Origin of the sequence: Pseudoalteromonas haloplanktis ATCC 14393, assembly GCF_000238355.1 — a bacterium.
Taxonomy (GTDB): Bacteria; Pseudomonadota; Gammaproteobacteria; order Enterobacterales; family Alteromonadaceae; genus Pseudoalteromonas; species Pseudoalteromonas haloplanktis.
On sequence record NZ_AHCA01000011.1, the window covers coordinates 21353 to 43457 of the forward strand.

Annotated in this window: 19 protein-coding genes; 5 read left to right on the forward strand and 14 right to left on the reverse strand. The window is 40.9% G+C overall.

Going from position 1 to position 22105, the window contains the following annotated elements:
- Window positions 1–17: 17 nt before the first annotated feature.
- Window positions 18–2174 carry a GTP diphosphokinase gene (relA, locus tag PHAL_RS0117760; protein ID WP_016709781.1) on the reverse strand — a complete coding sequence of 719 codons (2157 nt, stop codon included), beginning with the start codon at window positions 2172–2174 and terminating at the stop codon, window positions 18–20.
- 8 nt (window positions 2175–2182) lie between these two features.
- Window positions 2183–3508, reverse strand: coding sequence for a 23S rRNA (uracil(1939)-C(5))-methyltransferase RlmD (gene rlmD / locus PHAL_RS0117765; protein ID WP_016709782.1), 1326 nt, complete (start codon window positions 3506–3508; stop codon window positions 2183–2185).
- 98 nt (window positions 3509–3606) lie between these two features.
- Between rlmD and barA the strand changes: the two genes are divergently transcribed.
- Complete coding sequence (gene barA / locus PHAL_RS0117770) at window positions 3607–6372, forward strand: two-component sensor histidine kinase BarA (RefSeq protein WP_016709783.1); 2766 nt, start codon at window positions 3607–3609, stop codon at window positions 6370–6372.
- Here the strand turns inward: barA and PHAL_RS0117775 are convergent.
- Window positions 6369–7301, reverse strand: a complete 933-nt coding sequence (locus tag PHAL_RS0117775) for a hypothetical protein (RefSeq protein ID WP_138973971.1) — start codon at window positions 7299–7301, stop codon at window positions 6369–6371. The genes barA and PHAL_RS0117775 overlap by 4 nt on opposite strands.
- A gap of 132 nt (window positions 7302–7433) precedes the next feature.
- Here PHAL_RS0117775 and PHAL_RS0117780 point away from each other — a divergent pair, with 132 nt between their 5' ends.
- Window positions 7434–7901, forward strand: coding sequence for a YcxB family protein (locus PHAL_RS0117780; protein WP_016709785.1), 468 nt, complete (start codon window positions 7434–7436; stop codon window positions 7899–7901).
- A gap of 35 nt (window positions 7902–7936) precedes the next feature.
- On the opposite strand, the gene csrA is transcribed toward PHAL_RS0117780, so the two are convergent.
- The 5 genes from csrA to PHAL_RS0117805 form a co-directional block, all read right to left on the reverse strand.
- A complete protein-coding gene (gene csrA / locus PHAL_RS0117785; protein WP_004587515.1) occupies window positions 7937–8128 on the reverse strand; it encodes a carbon storage regulator CsrA in 192 nt (63 codons plus the stop codon).
- 545 nt (window positions 8129–8673) lie between these two features.
- The gene (gene alaS, locus PHAL_RS0117790) at window positions 8674–11274 is read right to left on the reverse strand and encodes an alanine--tRNA ligase (protein WP_016709786.1); all 2601 of its coding nucleotides are present in this window, start codon (window positions 11272–11274) and stop codon (window positions 8674–8676) included.
- Window positions 11275–11293: 19 nt separating this feature from the next.
- Window positions 11294–11746, reverse strand: coding sequence for a regulatory protein RecX (locus PHAL_RS0117795; protein ID WP_029216225.1), 453 nt, complete (start codon window positions 11744–11746; stop codon window positions 11294–11296).
- A gap of 11 nt (window positions 11747–11757) precedes the next feature.
- Entirely contained in the window at window positions 11758–12546 is a 789-nt protein-coding gene (locus tag PHAL_RS0117800; RefSeq protein ID WP_016709788.1) for a BPSS1780 family membrane protein, read from the reverse strand.
- Window positions 12547–12624: 78 nt separating this feature from the next.
- Entirely contained in the window at window positions 12625–13248 is a 624-nt protein-coding gene (locus tag PHAL_RS0117805) for a GTP cyclohydrolase II (protein WP_016709789.1), read from the reverse strand.
- Window positions 13249–13551: 303 nt separating this feature from the next.
- Between PHAL_RS0117805 and yghU the strand changes: the two genes are divergently transcribed.
- The 3 genes from yghU to PHAL_RS0117820 all read left to right on the forward strand — a co-directional run bounded on the left by yghU (window position 13552) and on the right by PHAL_RS0117820 (window position 15693).
- Entirely contained in the window at window positions 13552–14391 is an 840-nt protein-coding gene (gene yghU, locus PHAL_RS0117810) for a glutathione-dependent disulfide-bond oxidoreductase (RefSeq protein WP_016709790.1), read from the forward strand.
- 265 nt (window positions 14392–14656) lie between these two features.
- Window positions 14657–15040, forward strand: coding sequence for a hypothetical protein (locus tag PHAL_RS0117815; protein ID WP_016709791.1), 384 nt, complete (start codon window positions 14657–14659; stop codon window positions 15038–15040).
- Between the two features lie 224 nt (window positions 15041–15264).
- On the forward strand, window positions 15265–15693 hold the full coding sequence (locus tag PHAL_RS0117820; protein WP_016709792.1) for an OsmC family protein: 429 nt from the start codon (window positions 15265–15267) through the stop codon (window positions 15691–15693).
- A gap of 70 nt (window positions 15694–15763) precedes the next feature.
- Here the strand turns inward: PHAL_RS0117820 and PHAL_RS0117825 are convergent, their stop codons facing one another.
- From PHAL_RS0117825 to PHAL_RS0117850, 6 genes are all read right to left on the reverse strand, one after another.
- Entirely contained in the window at window positions 15764–18397 is a 2634-nt protein-coding gene (locus tag PHAL_RS0117825; RefSeq protein WP_016709793.1) for a TonB-dependent receptor, read from the reverse strand.
- Window positions 18398–18534: 137 nt separating this feature from the next.
- Window positions 18535–18990: a hypothetical protein gene (locus tag PHAL_RS0117830; RefSeq protein ID WP_016709794.1), complete on the reverse strand. Its 456-nt coding sequence runs from the start codon at window positions 18988–18990 to the stop codon at window positions 18535–18537.
- A 9-nt stretch (window positions 18991–18999) separates the two neighbouring features.
- Window positions 19000–19281, reverse strand: coding sequence for an EF-hand domain-containing protein (locus PHAL_RS0117835; protein ID WP_016709795.1), 282 nt, complete (start codon window positions 19279–19281; stop codon window positions 19000–19002).
- Between the two features lie 83 nt (window positions 19282–19364).
- Window positions 19365–20042 carry a response regulator gene (locus tag PHAL_RS0117840; RefSeq protein ID WP_016709796.1) on the reverse strand — a complete coding sequence of 226 codons (678 nt, stop codon included), beginning with the start codon at window positions 20040–20042 and terminating at the stop codon, window positions 19365–19367.
- Between the two features lies 1 nt (window position 20043).
- Window positions 20044–21495 carry an ATP-binding protein gene (locus PHAL_RS0117845; RefSeq protein ID WP_016709797.1) on the reverse strand — a complete coding sequence of 484 codons (1452 nt, stop codon included), beginning with the start codon at window positions 21493–21495 and terminating at the stop codon, window positions 20044–20046.
- A 68-nt stretch (window positions 21496–21563) separates the two neighbouring features.
- Window positions 21564–22103 (reverse strand): hypothetical protein, encoded by a 540-nt coding sequence (locus PHAL_RS0117850; protein ID WP_138973972.1) that lies wholly within the window; start codon window positions 22101–22103, stop codon window positions 21564–21566.
- Window positions 22104–22105: the final 2 nt, after the last annotated feature.

Genomic DNA, 22105 nt, shown 5'->3' on the forward strand with positions numbered 1-22105 from the left:
ACTTACCTACACTCATCTTAATGGCTGCGCTTGGCTTCATGTACGCCTTCGATTTGATCTAACTTTGATAATAATCGGTTAGTACTTGATAAGTCATGCACTTCAACTTGCATAGTAAATAATGCTAGTTGGCGGTCGTCCACAGTTTCCATGTTCATATTTAAAACATTTACTTTTTCATTGGCGAGTACCGAACTGATATCGCGAATAAGACCGGGCCTGTCGCTGGCTTCAATTTTAATTGCTAAGGCATATGAGCCGTTAATTTCATCAGACCAGCTCACCGCAATAACTCGCTCCGGATGCTGTGCTTTTAAATTACTGAACGAATCACAATCAACTCTGTGCACACCAATCCCACGCCCTTGGGTAATATAACCGATGATCTGTTCACCCGGCACTGGACGACAACACTTAGCCACATGGCTCATTAAACTGCCTACTCCATCAACCACAATCCCGTTTTTATCACCACTAGTTTTAGTCGGGTTCTTAAAGCGGATCACCGGCTCATCATCTGAGCGGTCAGTGATAAAGTTCAGTAATTGATTTAAGCGCACATCCCCTGCACCAATCGCAACCATCAAGTCATCGAGCTCTTTAAAGTTATAACGCGAAATGGCTGGTTCTAAATGCTTGTAGGTAAGATCGAGCTTTTGTAATTCGTTATCAAGGATCTCTTTACCGGCACTGAGATTTTTATCACGGTCAAGTTGTTTAAACCAATGATGTATTTTTGCTCTAGCGCGCGATGATTTGATATAACCCAGTGATGGGTTTAACCAGTCACGACTCGGATTAGGTTGCTTTTGAGTTAAAATTTCAACCTGATCACCGGTGTGTAGTTGGTGGGTAAACGGCACAATTTTGCCAAATATCTTTGCTCCAATACACCGGTGACCCACGTTTGAATGAATGTAATAAGCAAAATCCAGCGGTGTAGCACCAAGCGGTAAATCAAAAATGTCGCCACGGGGAGTAAAAACATATACTCGGTCTTCAACAACTTGATTTTTTAGTTCATCAGCTAAATCGCTGCCATCAACCACTTCTTCTTGCCATTGCAGTAATTTACGTAACCAGCTAATTTTTTGCTCATAGCCTGAGCCTCGCCCTGGTAATGCGCCTTCTTTATACATCCAGTGCGCAGCAACACCAAGCTCTGCATCTTGGTGCATTGCATGAGTACGGATTTGAATTTCAACGGTTTTGCCTTCTGGGCCAAACACCACGGTGTGAATAGATTGATAGCCATTTTGTTTAGGGGTGGCAATATAATCATCAAATTCTTTATTGAGGTGGCGCCAATTAGTATGCACGATACCCAAAGCACCGTAACAATCTTGTAATTCATCTACCACAATACGCATGGCGCGAATATCAAACAGCTGGTCAAACTCATAATTTTTTTGCGCCATTTTTTTATAAATGCTGTAGATATGTTTTGGTCGGCCATAAACTTCACCTTTAATGCCTGCTTGAGCAAGTTTACTTTTAACTTGTTCAACCATATCGACCATATAGGCTTCACGACCTAATCGCTTATCATCTAATTGCTTGGCAATATTTTTGTAAACATCAGGGTGTAAATAGCGAAACGCTAAATCTTCTAACTCCCACTTTAATTGGCCAATCCCTAAACGGTTAGCAAGTGGAGCAAAAATATCGGCGGTTTCTTTGGCGGCAATTACACGCTCTTCTTCACTGGCATTCTTAACATCACGTAGATGACACACTTGCTCTGCAAGTTTGATAACAACAGCACGAACATCTTCAACCATGGCTAATAGCATACGGCGGATATTGTCAACTTGAACAGTGCCTGTACCTTGATGTGCCAAAGTACTAATGGTTGCCATTTGTGCCACACCCGTTAATAAGGTTGCTACGTGGTTGCCCATCACATCAGTGACTTTTTCTATATCAATCAGCTCAGCTAAAAAACATGGCGTAATATACGCAGTAGCTAGGGTGTCTGCATCGAGGTTCATTTCTACCAAAATTTCGACCATTTCCATGGCAATATTTTGTTGTTGATGATTATGCAGCTCAGCGCAAAGGGCATTCGCCTTCGTTAAAAGCTCGCGTTTTTCTTGCGTTAAGTTCAGTAAACTAAGCCGTGTACTAAAATCACCCTGCTTGTCGTGTTGGTGTGATTGCCGAGTAGCTACCATAATGCGCTCTACCTCCTTTGAAATAACGCCATTGTTTCAATATGCCCAGTATGCGGAAACATATTCATTAGCCCAATTTTTTCAAGTGAAAATCTAGCTTGCGTAATAATTGCACTGTCACGGGCTAAAGTCACAGGATCGCAAGAGACATATAAAATCGTTTTAAATTGCTCAAGAGGCAGTTGCTCTAAAATAGCGAATGCACCTGTACGTGATGGATCGAGTACTAAAATATCCAACTCTGTACTAAACCACGGTGCTTGCTGCATGTTTTGTGTTAAATCAAAACAATGAAAATGAGCGTTGGCTATATGGTTAGTTTGCGCATTTTGCGTCGCCATTGCAACCGCAGAAGCCACTCCTTCGACCCCAACCACACTTTTTGCGTACTTTGCCAGCGCTAATGAGAAATTACCGATACCGCAAAATAGATCGAGTACTTGCTCCTTTACACTTAAGTTAAGCCAATCAACTGCTTGAGATAACATGGCCTGATTAACCTGCGCATTAACCTGAATAAAGTTTTCTAAACCAAATTCAAACTTTAAACCAAGCTCAGCTAACTGATAAAATGGCATGGGTAAATGTCCATGGTGAATTTGCTGGGTTTCCCCCTGCCATATAATCTGCCATTGATGACTCAACCCAAGTTGCTCAATTGTATTTTTTAATTTATCACTGATGGTTTTAGTATGGCGTATAACTACAAAGTTTTGTTCGTCTGCCTGGCATAATTGAAGATGACTCACACTTCGCAGCTCGCTATGTAGATTTAATACCTCATCAAAAACAGTAAAAATAGCCGAAAAAGCATCGCTTAGTACCGCACAGTGCTGCACACTGACAATTTGCTTGGAGCCTTGCGCCCGATACCCAACACGCATTTTTTTTGCAGTTTTATCGTACATTACCGCCAAACGTGCACTGCGGCGGTAATGTGTTGACTCGCTCAATAACGGATCTTGCCAGTTCAATGTATTAAGTTTTGCGAACTTGGCAAACAATTGGCTCACTGCCAATTGCTTTTCTACTAATTGTTGATCAAGACGCAAATGCTGCAGTTGGCAGCCTCCACATTGTTGGTAGTACTCACAAAATGGTTTTACTCTCGCATCACTAGCTTGTTCAACTTTTACTGTTTTAGCAGCACTATAACGGGCTTTATCTTCAATTAATTTGGCTTTCACCGTTTCGCCTGTAAGTGCCCCATTCACAAAACACACTTTATTATTGTGTTTAGCAATGCCCCGACCTTGATGATCCATGCCGGTAACGGCCAACGTTAACGACTGCCCTGAAAGGGTTTTCTTTTTTGCTTGGAAAAACTGCGCCATCGGGCAACACCTTAAATATTGATTCTACGAGGGTGATTGATTACTAGCTTATAAGTATATACTCTTTAACTAACTAATAATGATAACAACGTTCACTTATGACTAAACTTGGTTTGCGCGACTCAGTTTTAACGCTAACACTCATTCCCACAGTGATTATTGGATTACTCCTTGGCGGCTATTTTACAATAAATCGTTACATTGAGCTTGATGAAATTTTATATCAGCAAGGCACGACAATTTCCGAGCCACTTTCAATCGCCATTGAACAACCACTCTTAGCAAAAAATAAACAGCTACTAAACCGTTTGATCAGTCATGCCCATAATAAGCACTCCCCGGCAATTAAAACGATCGCTATTTTTGACGAGCACAATGAACTGGTATTAACCAGTAACTATCATCGTGACTTTGATGATCTAATGCATACCGAACAGTTACAAATGGGCAAAAGCACTAAAGTTGTCACCAGCAATCACCTTATTACTTTTTTCACACCAATCATCAACCACTCAACCCCAGATGCACAGTGGAACAACGCCGCCTTTCAGACATCTTTGGGGACTGTGGTAATTCAGCTCAATAAAGATCAAGCTATAATAGGCCAGCAGCAAGCATTGTTGATCAGCGGCATCGTGATCATTTTAGCCTTAGTATTAGCAGCTATTCTTGCCATTAGGCTTAGCCACATGTTTATGCACCCTTTAAATAAGTTAGTACTTGCTACCGACAAATTAATTGAAGGGAAAAGAGATACCGGGCTCACAGTGCCGATGATGGGAGAGTTTGAGTTATTGCGCCAAGGTCTCAACACTATTTCAGACACAATGGTGATGCAAAAAGATGAAATGCAAAAGCACATTGATCAAGCTACCAGCGATTTACGTGAATCATTAGAACTGTACGAAACACAAAACATTCAGCTTAGTATTGCGAAAACCGATGCTCAAGATGCGAACCGAGTAAAGTCTGACTTTTTAGCAAAAATGAGTCACGAACTGCGTACGCCACTCAATGGCGTTATCGGTTTCACCCGACAACTTCATAAAACTCCCTTGAATAAACATCAAAAAGACTACCTTGATACCATTGAGCTCTCAGCAAATAGTTTAATGACTATCATTAGTGATATTTTAGATTTTTCTAAGCTTGAAGCAGGCGCCATGGAACTTGAATCTATTCAGTTTCAGCTGCGCGATACTATAAATGAAGTACTCACTTTACTTGCGCCAAGTGCACATGAAAAACAACTTGAGCTATCAATTTATATCAATGCGCAAGTGCCAGATAACATTACTGGCGATCCTACTCGATTTAAACAAGTACTGATCAACCTGATCAGTAATGCCATAAAATTCACTGAAAAAGGCGCTATAAAAATTGATGTTGGTCACCGCTTACTTGATGAAGAGCGCACATCTATTTTGGTGTCTGTCACTGACACAGGTGTCGGTATCCCAATGGATAAACAAGATGCCTTGTTCACTCCATTTGGCCAAGCTGATTCTAGTATTACCCGTAAGTTCGGTGGCACAGGGTTAGGTCTTATCATTACTAAACACATTGTTGAAAACATGGGCGGCCGTATTACCCTAAATTCGGCGCCAGGCAGTGGCACCTGTTTTACTTTTAATAGCGTATTTAGATTACCAAGTCATACTTACACCAGTGATCTACCAAGTAAATCGCTTGCTAATAAACGTATTTTATATCTAGAGCCCCATGAGCATACTCACCATGCCGTGCTTTCATTACTGAATGAGTGGCAAACTCAAGTTACAGCCTGCTTTGATCAAGAAAGCTTTTTACAAGAGCTCAATAAAGAGTTTAATTACGATATTTGTATTATTGGTCACGTCGCTGCTGTTGATGAAATGCAGCGATTAAAAAGCTATATCAAAGCGGTGCGCGAATCAACTGACTACCTGTATTTAATGCTCAACTCAGTGTCGCATAATATGCGTGAAGCTTATATTGGCTGTGGCGCAGATGCGTGTTTAAGTAAGCCGCTCAATCACCGTAAACTCTGTGAAGTGTTAGCTGCACCATATCGACTTGATCACCCAGTGCATAATATTGAAGAGAGTGACGAGAAACTATTGCCACTAAAAGTATTAGTTGTTGATGATAACGATGCCAATTTAAAGCTAATCTGTACTTTACTCGAAGAGCAAATTGAAATTATTGATACTGCTCACAATGGTTCGCAAGCCTATAGCTTAAGTAAGAGCCATAAATACGACATTATTTTTATGGATATTCAGATGCCAATTATGGACGGTATCACCGCCTGTAAATTGATTAGAGAATCATCATTAAACGAAGATACCCCCATTATTGCAGTTACCGCCCATGCCTTAGCTGGTGAAAAAGAACAGCTCATTAAAGATGGTTTTAAAGGTTACTTAACCAAGCCGATTGATGAGGATATGCTGAAACAAATTATTAGTGATTACAGCCCACAGTCTCCCCTCAGACGTGACAAAAGTCGTAATGATTTAGTAACTCAAGAGCCGCCATTTACAAGCAGCTCATTAGATTGGTCTTTAGCGCTACAACGCGCCGGTGGCAAAAACGAGCTGGCACTAGAAATGCTAAATATGCTGCTGCTGAGCGTGCCTGAAACCTTACGCCTACTTGATGAAGCGATTAATAACCAAGATTGTGAACACTTATTGAGTATTATTCATAAGTTTCATGGTGCCTGCTGCTACACAGGCGTTCCTAAATTAAAAGCACTTGCTGAAGCATTAGAAACCGCATTAAAAGGTGATTGTGATTTAAGCTATATTGAGCCTGAATTATTTGAGCTGCAAGACGAGCTTAATAACCTAATGACCGATGCGGGCTTAGCTGAGCCTTAACGGCATTGTATTTCAAGCGGTTTACCTGTTCTTAAACTGCTGATCTGCCAAGTTACAGTTGCATCTTGTTGCGCCAACGTAACCTTAGCAATATCACTGACCATATAGTCACCAGGCACATTAAGCCTCGTTAAGTTGTTTGATAAGCGTTGCTGACAATACGGACCTGTGTCACCGTGGATCACTAAAACAGGCTTTTTTACCGTGCTTGCAAACTCTCTTAATGCATCTCGGTAAACTTTAAAACCATCGCACGCTTGCTGTACCTTTGCGCTACATTGCGGTTGCTCAGTTTGATGTGTATAAATATCAGCTTGAAAAGCAATAATATAGCCTTTCGCTGTTGGGGTTGCTTGCGCCAGCCATTGAAGATTATTAGCATCTCTTGCATCGGCTTGTTGATAAGCAAGTTGCTTATCACTTTTCAGTATCTGCCTACGGCCATTATGTGTGCCAGCAATATGTAGCGTCATAAACTCTACATCAGCAAACTGCCAACGGGCATTTTCAACCATGTTTGCTTGGTGGTTAAATTTCTCCAGTTGCTGGGCTTTTTTAAAGTAGGCACTGTCATACATCAACCCCTTTAAGTAGGCCAAACGCGCTAATTCATCATAGCGCGGCGATAAATTATCACGGTCGCAGTCTGTCCATTCATTATCACCGGGAGTATAAATGAATGGTTGAGCTGTTAACATGCTCAGCAACTGTTTGTTTTTTGTTAGTCGCTCATCAGTACAAGGTTCTGAACCCGATTTCATATCACCTACATGCAGTAAAAAAGCATGCTCCGTAGTATTTATTTTACGACCTAGAACGCCCTCTGGCGCTAAATTGAGCTCATCTATTGGCGTATATGGCATATCCCCCATTACCAAAAATGTATTGCTAGACAACGCCCAAGTTAACCCTATTAAACTCAACATCATCACCCCCCAAATTACCAATAAAACAACAAGCTTACATTCGCATAGTAACAAATAAATGAATACTTAAAAAAACGGCTTTTTTTAGGCAAGCTTGCTAAAATGGCAACATAGTTACAGCAGAATTAATCAGCCATGTCATTTACGACCACTTATACATTAGATAAACCTTACTTTTATGAATGCTTTGATGAGTCGCTACCTTATAGCGCTCAAGCAAAACCTAAATATATTTTTTTAGTCTTACTTGTGAGCCTAGGACTCACTGCTATTTATGCCTTGGAGCAACACTACCTAGGCAACTTTTTAATTATGGCAGCAGTACTTGAATGTGTGGCATTTTATTATCGCAGGCCTTGGTGGGTCACGCGCCAAATGCTCAGCCGTGCATCGGGATCAGAAGCTACTTTAACAATTGATGATGCAGGCTTTAAAAGTGTAAATCCGCATAAAAGCTATCAGCTAGCGTGGCAAGATATTGACGAGGTAATTTATACCTCACGCGGTATTATTTTAAAAAGCCGTCGCGGTATGCAGTACATTTCAAACAGTGTACTTAATGATGAGGTTATTGAATTCATAAAAAAAAGAGCCACTAAATAGTGGCTCTTTTATATCAATTGAATTGATTAAGTTAATTAAGCATTGCCCGGGTTCGGGTTAGACTTTTCAGCTTGAATACGCATGTAAATTTCTTCACGGTGCACTGAAACGTCTTTAGGTGCATTAACACCAATACGTACTTGATTTCCTTTAACACCTAGCACAGTGACAGTTACTTCATCACCAATCATTAGGGTTTCACCGACTCGACGAGTTAGTATTAGCATTCTCTTGCTCCCGTATTCCAATAAATTAAAAGATTCCGCGTTTGTATCTTAAAGAAAATAAAGCGTAAAAGTAAGTAAAAACTCTAAATCGATTCATTTTCTGTTAAAAAAACTGTTTGTAATGCGCCTATTGCCAAGTTTAAGTCTATTTCATCTATTCAAACTCATATTTTAATATTAGATATTAACTTAGTAAGTAAATAGGTTGACCTATGAACACACACTTAATGCACTAGGGTGTGATCCCGTACTCACTGCTAGATAAAGTTTTAGCAACTAAGTAACCACCAGAAATCTCTTTACACTTAATATAATGGTGATTATTGCTCAATACTTCAAGTCGCTACTAAGAATCTTTATCCGTACTACATAGCATAGTCTATTTTCAAAGTTATGATTAATCATAACTATTTTGACGCTCTGGGCAGCAAAAAGTTTCAAATTTAAAGGAAAGGTAATAAAAAGCCGAGAATGTGGGGAGCAAGCACCAGAGAAAACTCAATTGAGTCTTCTCTGGTGCTCCAGCAAAAGCACGATATGCGCTTTTAGGTACGTTCGGTTAACCAAGCCGCTACACTATCCAGTGCTGAGCTTAAATTTTGCGGTTGCGAACCACCAGCTTGAGCCATATCAGGACGACCGCCGCCTTTACCACCTACTTGCGAGGCCATGTGATTAACAAGCTCACCGGCTTTTACTTTGCCAGTTAAGTCTTTAGTTACACCAGCAATTAAGCTTACTTTGTCGCCATCAGCTACACCAAGTGCAATTACACCAGAGCCAATTTTGTTTTTCAGATCATCAACCATACCGCGTAACGCTTTTGATTCAGTCCCTTCAACGTTCGCAACCAATAGTTTAACACCATTAATTTCAACCACTGAATCTAACAGTGACGCACCCGCAGCGCTTGCTAGTTTATCGTTAAGCTGAGCAATTTGTTTCTCAAGGCCTTTTGACTTTTCAAGCAAAGCCGTTACTTTTTCAAGTACCGACGCGCTGTCACCTTTAACCAATGCCGCAACATCATTTAAGTGTTGTTCTTGCTCGCTAACGTAGGCAATCGCATCGGCACCCGTTACGGCTTCAATACGGCGCACACCAGCTGCAATACCGCTCTCTGATACGATTTTAAATAAACCAATATCACCAGCACGGTTTACGTGAGTACCACCACATAACTCGATAGAGTAATCACCAATAGTGACTACGCGCACTTCGTCATCATACTTCTCACCAAATAACGCCATAGCGCCTTTTTCTTTGGCTTCATCGATTGCCATCAATTCAGTGTTAAGAGCAAAGTTACGACGAATTTCATTATTAACAACGCGCTCAATCTCACGCAGCTCGGCTTTTGTCACAGCTTCAAAGTGTGAAAAGTCAAAACGTAAACGCTCTGGATCAACCAATGAACCTTTTTGCGATACGTGCTCACCTAATAACTGACGCAATGCTTCGTGGAGAATATGCGTTGCTGTGTGGTTCTTTTTAACGCGATCGCGGCGCGCATCATCAATGGTCGCTTCAACTCTATCATTAACGCCAATACGGCCCATTACAGTACCATGATGAGCGAATGCATTACCGAGTTTGGTCGTATTAGTAACGCTGAACTCACCACCGGCTACAGTTAATGTGCCGGTATCGCCAACTTGACCACCCGATTCAGCGTAGAACGGTGTACGGTCAAGTACCACAATACCTTGTTGGCCATCTTCAAGCACTGATACCGCTTTACCTTCTGCAAACATTTCTATCACTGTGCCGCTGTAATGTGTTGCATCATAGCCTTTAAAGTCTGTGTGTTTCTCAGACTTTAATTGTTGGTTATAGTCGGCGCCAAACTTACCTGCTTGCTGAGCCGTTTTGCGCTGTACGTCCATGCACTCTTGGAAGCCTTTCTCGTCAATGGTCATAAAGCGTTCACGAGCAACGTCTGCGGTTAAATCGGCAGGGAAACCATAAGTATCATAAAGTTTAAAGACGAGCTCACCTGGGATAACATCACCGCTTAAGTTCGTTAAGCTGTCTTCTAAAATAGCTAAACCACGCTCAAGGGTTTTGCCAAACTGTTCTTCTTCGATACGTAGAACTTTTTCGATAATTTCTTGCTGCTTAGCTAGTTCAGGGTATGCTTGTCCCATTTGCTCAATTAACGCAGCCACTAATTTATAGAAAAACGCGCCCTGTGCGCCAAGCTTGTTACCATGGCGAACCGCACGGCGAATAATACGACGCAGTACATAACCACGGCCTTCATTTGACGGCATAACGCCATCAGAAATCAAAAATGCACATGAGCGAATATGATCAGCAACTACGCGCAGTGATTTATCATCCATATCTTGAGCATTGGTAACGTCTGCCGCGGCTTTAATTAAGCCTTGGAATAAATCGATTTCGTAGTTTGAATGCACGCCTTGTAAAATAGCAGCAATACGTTCAAGACCCATACCCGTATCAACAGACTGTTTAGGAAGCGGCTCCATAGTACCGTCGCTTTGACGGTTGTATTGCATAAATACTAGATTCCAAATCTCAATGAAACGGTCGCCATCTTCTTCAGGAGAGCCTGGAGGTCCCCCCCAAATTTCTTCACCGTGATCATAAAAAATTTCAGAGCATGGACCACATGGACCGGTATCACCCATCGACCAAAAGTTATCACTGGTTGCAATACGAATAATGCGATCTTCAGGTAAACCAATTTCGTTAGACCAATAGCCAAACGCTTCTTCATCATCGTGATAGATAGTAACCAGCAGTTTTTCTTTAGGTAGCTTAACTACGTCAGTTAAAAACTCCCACGCAAACTTAATTGCATCTTGCTTAAAGTAATCACCAAAGCTGAAGTTACCTAACATTTCAAAAAAAGTGTGGTGGCGGGCTGTGTAGCCGACATTTTCTAAATCATTATGTTTACCACCGGCACGCACACAACGTTGTGAGCTAGTTGCGCGGTTATAAGGGCGGCTTTCTGCGCCTAAAAATACATCTTTAAATTGCACCATACCGGCATTATTAAATAATAACGTCGCATCGTTACCCGGAATAAGCGAGCTTGATGGAACAATTTGGTGTTGTTTAGAGGCAAAAAAGTCTAAAAACTGTTGCCTGATCTGTGCGGTAGTCATGTGCTGCATTTGAAAGTCTCACCCATTTTTACTGTGCTTGCATTGCAAAATCAATTTGTTCGTAACTGAACCCTCGATACATTAAGTAGCGCACGCGCTTAGCTTTTTCTTTGTGATCGAAGTCGTCCTGTGAATTTGAATATTTCTTTAAATACGCATCCTGCGCTAACTCAAACCAATCGATTTCGAATGATTCTATAACACTCTCTAGTAGTGTTCGGTCAATCCTTTTGCCCATGGCTTCACTTTGTATACGCTTTAAGCCATGCTTTTTAGCAATATGGCGACGCACAAACCCTTCAACATACCGTTGTTCATTAATAAAATTGTGTTCTTCACACCAATCTAATAAGGCTTCGATAAATTCAGGCGTCGCCTCTTTTTGCTGTAACTTTTGAGTTAACTCACGGCGCGAATATTCTTGGCGACCAAGTAACCAAAGTACGTAATTCTTTAATTTTTTTTGTAGCGCTTCATCCATTTCACCAGCCATTATGCGTCAAAGCGACCGCTGTCGTCATTCTGCTGCGGTGCTATAGGCTTGGCATCAGCGGGCGGTACAATCGGCATAAAAATAGCTTGATAAGAAACAAAAAAGCTAATGTAGCAAATTGGCATTAAAACCAACAGAGGTAAGAACGATAAGAACATTGAAACCATCATCAAACCTGCTGCAATCGCGCCATATACACTCAGTGGTGCCATATTATGATAAAACACCATAAGTGAGCTTTTAAGTACCTCAAAAATTCGTCGTTGTTGATTAAAATAAACCAGCGGCACTGCATACGAAAAAGCAGTTAAATACACCGATAAGGCAATTAAAAACAACGCCACATTTGCCATGGAAATACTATCTATCACTTGCTGTAGAGCAATATTCGGGTCAACATTTGGATTACTCATAATTTCAATGGCTTCGGAAAATAAGCCACCTGCCAATAACGCCATCAACACACCCGCAGCCATTTGATAGAGCGCTAAGCGAAGTAATCCCATACGATTACCTTTGTTAGTAAACGGCTTTAGGATATCGGCGAGCATTATTTTTCCACCTTGCTGCTTGGTGATCACCGCTTGATAAAAACCGGCGGTTAAAAAGGGGGTAGCTAATGCAGCAATAATTTGTAAAAAAGGTAGAAATAACGATAACAGACCAATAATACCGATAAATAAATGCATAAAAATAAAGGTAAAAGGCTGAGTTTTAAAAATAAGCCAGCCTGCTTTAAACCATTTCAACCCAGCATCGGCTTTAAATACTCGTAATTCAATTGACATACTTGCTCTTAAATTAACAACAAAACACGCCGAGTATAACTCGGCGTTGGATCGGATAACATAGACGACAGCGTAAAATTAAGGTTTTTTAATCTTCTTTATGTCTAACATATGCGCGCCGTGCTTAATTTTTGTTTCTAGGTAGGACTGGTTGCCCGCCACACCCGCTTTGATATGTGCATGGGTGCCGATAACAGAATCAACCGCAATGCCGCCATCTTTTAACGCATTAAGCTTTTTAGGGTTATTCGTCATTAATTTAACGTGCTTTAATCCCAGCGCTTCTAACATCAGTACTGCGTCTGAAAAATCACGTAAATCATCAGCAAAACCTAAATGGTTATTCGCTTCATAAGTATTCATACCTTGTGATTGCAATACATAGGCATCAATTTTATTGTATAAACCTATTCCTCGCCCTTCTTGGCGTAAATAAAGCAAAATACCGCCTTGTTCGTGCATCATTTCAATACACTCATTAAGCTGCTCACCACAATCACAACGAGATGAATGAAATACATCGCCGGTTAAACACTCTGAATGCATACGAATAAGTGGTACAGACTGCTCGCTATCAGCACGATTAAATACCAAAGCAACATGCTCTTGGCCATCTTTCAAATCGCGAAATGACACGATTTCTGCGGGAATATCACTGTTTTTGCCAACATTTAGCTGGACTCTAGCTCTTACTTGCGCCACGACAAATCCAAAATTATAAAGTAATGCGATACTGAAAATGTGATAATATCACAAAGACAAACTGCATTAAAAATAATACAACACCGCAATGAGTAGTAACTATATTGAGGCAGTTACTTGCAATTCAAGCATTATAACTCAGTTTAGCGTCGTGCTGAATCCACTGTAAGTGTTTTATAGTGTATTTCCTTTTTCAGAATGAAATTTAACTTTGCTTCCCTTAGTCGTAATGATCAATTAGGATGAATTGTTCGTAATAACACCTATACCTTGATTTAAGTAACCAACGTTTGAGGAGTTTTGATGAGTAACAACGAAAACTATACCCCACCAGCCGTGTGGCAATGGGATGCAGAAAATGGCGGTGAATGGGCCAAGACCAATCGACCCATTGCCGGCGCAACTCACCCTCAAGACCTGCCAGTTGGCGAACATGCTTTACAACTATACTCTTTAGCAACCCCGAACGGTCAAAAAGTCACTATCATGCTTGAAGAGCTATTAGAGTTAGGCATCTCTGCAGCTGAGTATGATGCATTTTTAATTAAAATTGCTGATGGCGATCAATTTGGCTCAGGTTTTGTGAGTGTTAACCCTAATTCGAAAATTCCAGCGTTAATGGATCACAGTACCAATCCTGTAACTCGAGTATTTGAATCTGGCGCTATTTTACAATACTTAGCTGAAAAGTTTGAGGTACTCGTACCAAGCGATCACACCAGTAAAACAGAGTGCCGTAACTGGCTGTTCTGGCAAATGGGCTCTGCACCTTATTTAGGTGGAGGCTTTGGTCATTTTTACGCTTATGCCCCCTTTAAAATGCAATACCCTATCGATCGTTTTACCATGGAAGTTAAACGGCAGCTAGACGTGTTAAATCGTCACTTAAGCGACCATGATTATATGGCAGGCAGTGAGTATTCAATTGCCGATATCGCTATTTGGCCTTGGTATGGCTCATTGGTTTTAGGCAACCTGTATGATGCAGCAGAGTTTTTAGATGTCGAGTCGTACACTCACGTATTACGCTGGGCAAAACAGATTGAACGCCGCCCTGCGGTAAAACGTGGTCGTCGCGTAAACCGTGTCTGGGGCCCTGAAGAAGAGCAACTCGCTGAACGCCATAGTAAAAACGATTTTTAAACACTAACTAAAATTAACAAAAACGCGGTGAACGAAGGATCACCAAGCATTGTGCCACCGCGTTTTGGTTTATGGTTTTAGTTAACTGTAAATTTAGCGAATTACCTCTCAGCTGTGGTATAAAGCTGTTGCCAAAAATACACCTCAAGACATTTCAGATAAAATACTCAAACCTGCTCACCTTGCTTATTGTATGTGCTCACTAAGGCAGTGCATTTTCACTCGAACTTAAGTTATCATAATGTTTTATAACAAAGGACTATCCATGAGAAAGCTCATTATTTTAGCAGCAACTGCCGCTGCATTATCAGGTTGTAGCACGTTAGTACAAATGCGTAATTTTGATGATAACTTAGTGCCACAAAATGCAAATAGAACACATACGCAAGAAAGTGTTGGGGAAGCAATTTTGCTCGCATGTAAACAACTTACTTGGAAATGCCGCATACAAGAAACAGGTAAAATATTAGGGGTGTTAGATATTCGTAAACATCAGCTGCGAGTTAATATTGACTATAATGAAGCGCAGTATGATATTGATTATAAAGACTCGATAAATCTAGACTATAACGGTGAAAAAATACATCGCCAATACGTAAATTGGGTAACTAACCTAACCCGCCACATCGATTCTGAATTAGCAAATTAATAAAGTTCTTAATAACTAAAAAATGCTCACTGATGACCGTTTTTTAGTTATTTAACCTCAGCTCAGGTTTTTATCCTTTATAAGCAAAACTCATTAGTCCCATTTAGCTTACACTCTGTATATATTTGGCTTTTATATTGCAACTGCTACAGTAACTAGCCTATTTCACGTTAAAAATGTGAAGGCTTTTCACAATCAGCGAAATTATTACAAAGGAGATGAATATGACGATTAAGAAATCAGCACTCTCACATTGGTCTGGTGATATAAAATCAGGTAAAGGCCAAATAAACACTGAAAGCGGAGCGTTAACAAACCAACCGTATGGCTTCAACACTCGCTTTGAAGATAAACAAGGGACTAACCCTGAAGAGCTTATCGCTGCTGCGCACAGTGCCTGTTTTAGTATGGCGCTTTCACTTGCACTAACAGAAGCTAATTATGTCGCCGATGATATCACCACGAGTGCGGTGGTTAGTTTAGATGAAGTAGATGACGGCTTTGAGGTGACTCATATTGCGTTACATGTTGAGGCAAAAATCGCCGGTATTTCTGAGCAGGAGTTTAATAAGCTTTGTGATCAAACCAAACAAGGCTGCCCTATTTCCAAATTAATGAATGCAGAGATCTCACTTTCTACGGCACTCAATTAAATTCAAGATGCATATACTCAAGCTACCGTGAGGTAGTTTGAGTATAAATTAACTTACGTGTGCTCATGAGTTAAAAGTTAATATCTAACTTCAAATAGCCACGTCTGCCGAGTAAATCGTAGGTCATTACATCGGTATTTGCGTCATTCCATGAGGTTAAAAAGGGCGCATTTTTATCAAAGATATTATCGATCCCTATCGCTAGTGATGTATTTTGCGTAATAAAATAACGACCTTGAATATCGTTATAAACAATACTCGGTACTGCACTGCCAATGGGCCCGCCGCCATTTACATCATCAGCGGTACCAATATAACGCATGGCATAATGTGCCGACCACGTAGCTGCTTTGACACTCACGCCTAAATTTGCGCGCCACTTGGTGTAACTTCCCTGATCTTCGGTTATATAACCTAATAAACTTTGTGTGGCTTGACCGGCAAAAGGAGTGTTTTCATGTTTTAGTAAACGTGTCGCATCCAGTTCAAATTGACTACTTAAACCAAATAAATCGGTATTGTAGCGGGTGTTAAAATCTATTCCACTGACTTTCTCAAAGGCTGCATTTACTGGCCGCTGGCTTAGGGAGTTAACTTGACCTGTCACAGGATGACGGGTAAATGTATCGCAGTAAGCACTATAAACATCAGGATCGGTATAACATAATTTGAGCGCATCTGAGCCATTTACCGAAGTAATTGCATCTTCCACTTCAATATCAAAATAATCAACGGTAGTAGATAAACCTTCAATAAAATTAGATTGCCATACCATGCCTAAAGTTAGTGTGTCTGCAGATTCTGGATTTACATCAGGATTGCCGCCAACTGAGGTGCGAATTGTAGTACCGTCTTGCACAAAATCAGCGGGTAAACCAGCCGCTAAGCAATTTGCAGCTATCTCACCTGTTGCGTTTTCACAGGGGTCAATAGTGCGAAGATTTTCAGCATTTGTACCACCAAAAAGCTCGGTTATCATCGGTGTTCTAAAGGCTGTTGATTTAACCCCACGCAGCATTAAACTATCAACAACTTGCCATGTTAGGCCTACTTTATAAGTCATCTTACTGCCAAACGTACTGTAATCTGAATACCGAGTCGCAACCTGCGCCTCAACGCTCTCAAGTACAGGGATAGCAAGCTCTATAAAACCTTCGGTTACTGAATAGCTGCCATCAATGGCATCTTCACCGCCATTTGCAAGTACCGTTGAATCAGGATTACGCCAGCCACTTTCATCTCGTTTTTCAAGCCCTGCAGCAAAGGCAAGTTCCCCTGCTGGCAACTCTAGTAAATCACCAGATAAATTAAAGGTCAGTGAACGTAATTCATTACCTCCATTACCTTCGCGACGATATTTTACGTAATCAATCACCTCAGGGGTTAATTCATCAACGCCAAACCAGTCGCCACATGGGATCGCGGCAGCACTTTCATAGCTACAAATAGTGTCATCAAGGGTATTTGCTACTTTGCTAATATCTTGATCAAACGTCCAGCCATCAGTACCGGTGTTGCGACCATAGTTATAAGCTAACTGCCAAGTCCAATTATTATTTAAAACCCCATCAAGGCCAACCACAATGCGCGCAGTATTGGTCTCTTGGAAAAAATACGGTGCACCTAGCTCAACATTACGTCGCCTTGTTAGTTCTAAGTCTTGCCCGGTAGGATTATAAGCAAAGTCTTTTGATACCATAATGCCACTGATACTACGCGGTGTTACAATCTGCTCTGATTGACGATTGCTGTACTGCGCTTCGGTAAATAAATTTAAGTTATCACTTAGCTCATAGGTAAAGTTGGTCGATACATTTATCCGCTCACTTGGGTTAACGGCATTTAAGTAACTGATATAATTAAAGCCATGTTTAGCTGAGTCATAAGCTTCATAGCTATTACCATCACCATTTGGGTCTTGATTAAACTGAACACTGCTACCATCCGCCAATAAAGCACGCCCACCTGCCGTTGTTGCGCTGCCAAAACAATCTAACTGGCTACTGCCATCTTCATGAACCGTTTCACTTTTAGCGCAATCGATTCTATCTGACTGCCTGACTGCTTCGGTATTTATATAGCTTGCACTAAACACAAAATGGCCTCGTTCAAACTCCCCCCCAACATTAAAACTAAATTCTTGGCTTTGCCCTTCACCATCGTCAGCTGCGCCTATTTGAGCGCTAAACTCTGCGCCATCTAGTTGTGTTTTAGTGATGATATTAACCACCCCTGCAACCGCATCAGCGCCATAAATAGCCGATGCACCATCTTTAAGTACTTCCACTCGCTCAATAATAGATGTGGGGATCATATTTAAATCAACTGAACTATTAGCTCCCGTACCACCATTGACAATACGGCGGCCATTGAGTAGCACAAGCGTGCGTTTAATCCCCATCCCTCTCAAATTGACTTGTGCTGTGCCATAACCCCCACTGGTCCAATAGGCATTAGTGGCATTACCTGCAACCCCAGCAGAAAACGACATACGCTGCAGCAAGTCTTCTACATTTACTATGCCCGTTTGGACGATTTGTGCGGCATCAATAACCGTTACAGGGCTGGCACTTTCAAAATCAGTGCGCTTAATATGAGAGCCGGTGACATTAATGTGCTCGATATTATCGCCGCCGTCATTAGCAACAGCGTGTAAACTTGTTAGTGCAAGGGAAATGGCTGAAAATGCCAGGAGATTATTCATAAATACGGCCTATTAATGATTTTTATTGTAGAAATAGGCGCTTATGATAATGATTTATGTGTCACTGAGAATGTGACAAATTGTCGCAGGAGCAGGTTAACCTATCGAAACTGGCCACAGGTTAACCTATCGATTGTTTATGCTTTTACAGAAAGTAATGAGTCACTTTGTGATAGACCAAACTTCTCTTGCACGGATGCTAAAATAGACGCTTTATCTTCATCATTTAATTGATCTGAATAGTTGGTAAGCAACTCATCTAAGTAACTGACCATCTCTTGGGTGTTAACCTGCTCAGCACCACCTTGTGGTGGAGGGCCAGGCGGGCGACCACCTTCAGGGCGACCCATTTCTCCCACTTGCGCGGCATCAAAGCCTGCCTCAGCCATCAGCTCTTGCATTTCTTGACCAGGTTGAATACCCGCTTCTTGAAAAGCTGCAACAATAGACTGTGCGTCTGCTGTTGTTAAATTTTCTGGGTCAAATTGAGATAAGGTTTCGCTCATTAACTCTGTTTGTTCACTCGTTAGAGGCTGAGCTTTTGGGCGCTGCATTGGCTCAAAACTGGCGCCAGATGAAATACTATTGATCATGGTTGTTCCTTATCTTTGACGGTGCGGTGGTTTATGAGAGGTAAATTCTTCTTCGCTGATCTCACCATTTTGATTGGTATCTATCTGATTAAAAAATTCTTCGATATCATCTACGCCTGGTGGTAGCTCTTGAGCACTGAATTCTGATAGATCTATAATGCCATTACCATCTACATCAATGGTTGAAAAATCAGGGCGTGGTGGTCGGTTTTCTCGGTTTTTAGCATCTACATGGGCTGTAAAGCCAACACATAATGTAGTTAATAAGGCGATTGCTGTTAACGATTTCATAATTCAACCTCTTGCAGGTATTAAGTAACTACCGACAAGAGTAAGTGTTAAAAGCGCAAACAATGTGCAAAAAATAAGGAAGTTTAAGGTTTTACAAAGCGATAACCAACGCCATAAACCGATTGAATAACACTGTCTTGTTCACACACTTCATCGAGTTTTTTACGTAATTTTTTAATATGACTATCAATAGTACGAAAGCTCACAATACGTTGATCAGTATACATATTAGCCATTAAGCTTTCACGGTTAAAAATGCGGTTAGGTTTTTCAAATAATGGTTTAAATAACTGAAATTCAACACTGGTAAGTTCTACTGAGCGCCCTTTATATTGCACACTAAAAGTATTTTCATCTAGATACATATCCGTATTTTGCTGTGGCTTTGCCAATTCACTACGCCTTAATAAGGATTTTACACGGGCAACAACTTCGGCATAACTAAACGGTTTACAAACATAGTCGTCCGCGCCGAGCTCCAAACCTAATAGGCGATCTATTTCTTCAACTTTGGCTGAAACCATTATGATTGGCACTGTTGAAAACTGTCTGATCTGTTTGCACAACTCAATACCACTTGTTCCTGGCAGCATCACATCAAGTAAAATGACATTAGGGTGATTTTCTTTGAGCCACGGCAGTACTTCATCACCATGATGGATTTGATGAGTAGCAAAATGTTGATTTAATAAAAAATCGCTCATTAAATTAGCAAGTTTAACTTCGTCTTCGACTATAAGTACTTTCGCTGGGGCTGCCATTTTAATACTCCATGGGTAATTTTATCATAATACCTAAACCGCCCAATGGGGCTCTCATCGCAGCGATTTCACCTTGATGGGCATGCACTATATGTTGACAAAGAGACAAGCCAAGTCCCGAACCACCTTGCTGGCGGTTGCGCGCATCATCTACGCGATATAAATACTCGAATAAATGCGCTAAATGTTCATCTTCAACTCCTATGCCATTGTCTTCAATGTTGATAACAACATAGTTTTGGCTTATTGACGTGACTTTAGTGACTGCTATTTGTAATTTTGAACACTGAGCATAATGCACCGCGTTCATTAAAATATTACCAAATAACTGCATCAAACGGGTATTGTCAGCACTAATTGTTATTTCTTCGCTGAATTCAGTGATATTTAATTCAATTGCGTTATTTTTAAAAATAGTGGTGTATTTTTGTTTAACTGTAAGCAGTAACTCAGCAATTGATAATGGCTGCATCGTAAAATGCATACCGCCTAACTCTGCACTATTGAGCATATGTAAGTCTTCAATCAAACGCTTTAAATGATGAGCTTCATCATTTGCAGAACGAATATTCTCAACAGATAAAGGGCGGACGCCAAGTTGCATTGCTTCAAGCTCCCCCATTAAAATCGCAATTGGAGTGCGGAGTTCATGCGATGTATTAGCAAGCCAACGTTTACGTACTTGCTCATTGTGGGCGAGTGTCAATGCTAGCGTGTTATAGTCTTCACTTAATTGACCAATTTCATCATGACGTTTGAGTTTTAGTTGATGCTCAAAGTTTCCTTGACTAAGCTGGTGCATACCTTTGGCTATTTTTTTAACTGGGCCGACTAAATTCCGCGCTAAAAAAAATGTAATGAGTAAGGTACACGAAAGTGCGATTAAGCCAATCAACCATAGGTAACTGGTTTGTTGCTCTAAAAAGTCTAATTCGTAACCATCAACTAAACCTTTGCGTTTAGACACTGCAAGGTAACCTATTACTTTGTCATTGAGTTCAATAGGGATGTCAGTATACTTTAAATCACTTTTATAGTGCCCTACTATCACTTTTTTATGACTATCAAGTAGCGCATAATCTGCTGCGTGCCCGGGGGGTAATCTGTGCTCGGGGGGGACTGGTCTGTCTAAGGTCATAGAACGCTCAAGCCTTTGCCTATGAGGCTCTCTTTTACGAGGCGGTATATCTGGTACAAATTGGCTATCTACTAGTTGCTGTATTACTAACCTGAAAAACTGTCGTTCATCACCTTCGAAGCTTCGCCACGATGAATCCCTTTGATAACGCTGTGCAAATTGACTCACTAACGGTTGTAACGCTTTGACTTCTTTTGCATTGACATAATCAATCATGCCTTGGCCTATGCTCCATTGCATCAGCAATACAAGGCTTGTGATCAGTAAAAAGCTGAAACTAAAGAGGATCAAAAATAATTTATTGTGTATTTTCATTTCTACCGCTTATAAAAAAGGTATCCCTACCTTTTGGGAAATATTAATCGTCGCTTGATGTTATCAAGTTACTTGTTTTTAGCTAACTTAGATAGCACTGGAAAGCTTTCAAATCGGTAAGTGATTAGCTCATCTACTTGATCGTTAATGTATAAAGTAGCAACAATTTTTTTATCTTGCGCACTCCAATACATATGACCATGATTATTCAGTGTCACCGAAATGGTATTAATACCCGCACTAAACAACGTTGTAGGTAAATGGACATACTGTCCATAAACACGCTGAATTTTAACCCCATTAATATATAAATGAGCATGGCCTGCCAACATGCCTGTTTTTGGGTCTTGCTGTGCAGACATGAGAGCGTTCATACTGATACCCGCAGGTGGCGGTGTCAGTACATAATTTTGGGTATTAATTGTCAGGTTATACCCTGACATCGCATCTTGCTCAAGCGCTAAGCTCAGAGCAGGCACAGGGATCTCAGCGGGCACAGCAATTGGCAGATGTGAGTGATCCATTGCCATAGTTTGCACCTGAGCCACGCCAACACTCAACCTCAACAAAAGCGTTAAACACACAGTAGAAATTATTACTTTCATCATAA